This is a genomic window from Mesorhizobium sp. WSM4841 (assembly GCF_055811515.1).
Map to the genome: position 1 here is coordinate 1 of NZ_JBVVQC010000099.1, position 427 is coordinate 427.

Annotated in this window: 1 pseudogene; it reads right to left on the reverse strand. The window is 62.1% G+C overall.

The annotated features are described in order from the left end of the window. A pseudogene (locus tag AC0L14_RS34790) lies at nucleotides 1-421 on the reverse strand (transposase); the annotation flags it as partial. Between the last annotated feature and the right edge of the window lie 6 nt (nucleotides 422-427).

The window sequence follows — 427 nt, forward strand, 5'->3', positions numbered from 1 at the left end:
CGCGCCGTCGCCTGGCTCACCGTCGAGGCCGAGAAGGAATGGCCGCACAGCTCCTCGGTGATCGCCTTCACCTTGCGCGTCGACACGCCTTGCACGTACATCTCGACCAGCGCCGACACCAATGCCTTCTCCGAGCGCTGATAACGCTCAAACAACTCCGTCGAGAACCGGCCGGCCCGATCCTGCGGAACCCGAAGTTCCAGCACGCCAACCCGCGTCACAAGCTTGCGCTCAAAATAGCCGGACCGGTAACCAACCCGCTCCGTCGTCCGCTCGCCTCTCTCGGCCCGATCGCCTCCGTCATCTCGGCTTCCAAAGTCTCCTGCACCACAGTCTGCAAAACTCTGCGGAAGCCGTCCTCATCCGACAACAGCAACGCTTTCAACTCGCCTCTGCTCAGTCTAACGTCTCGCTTGGTCATGGCACT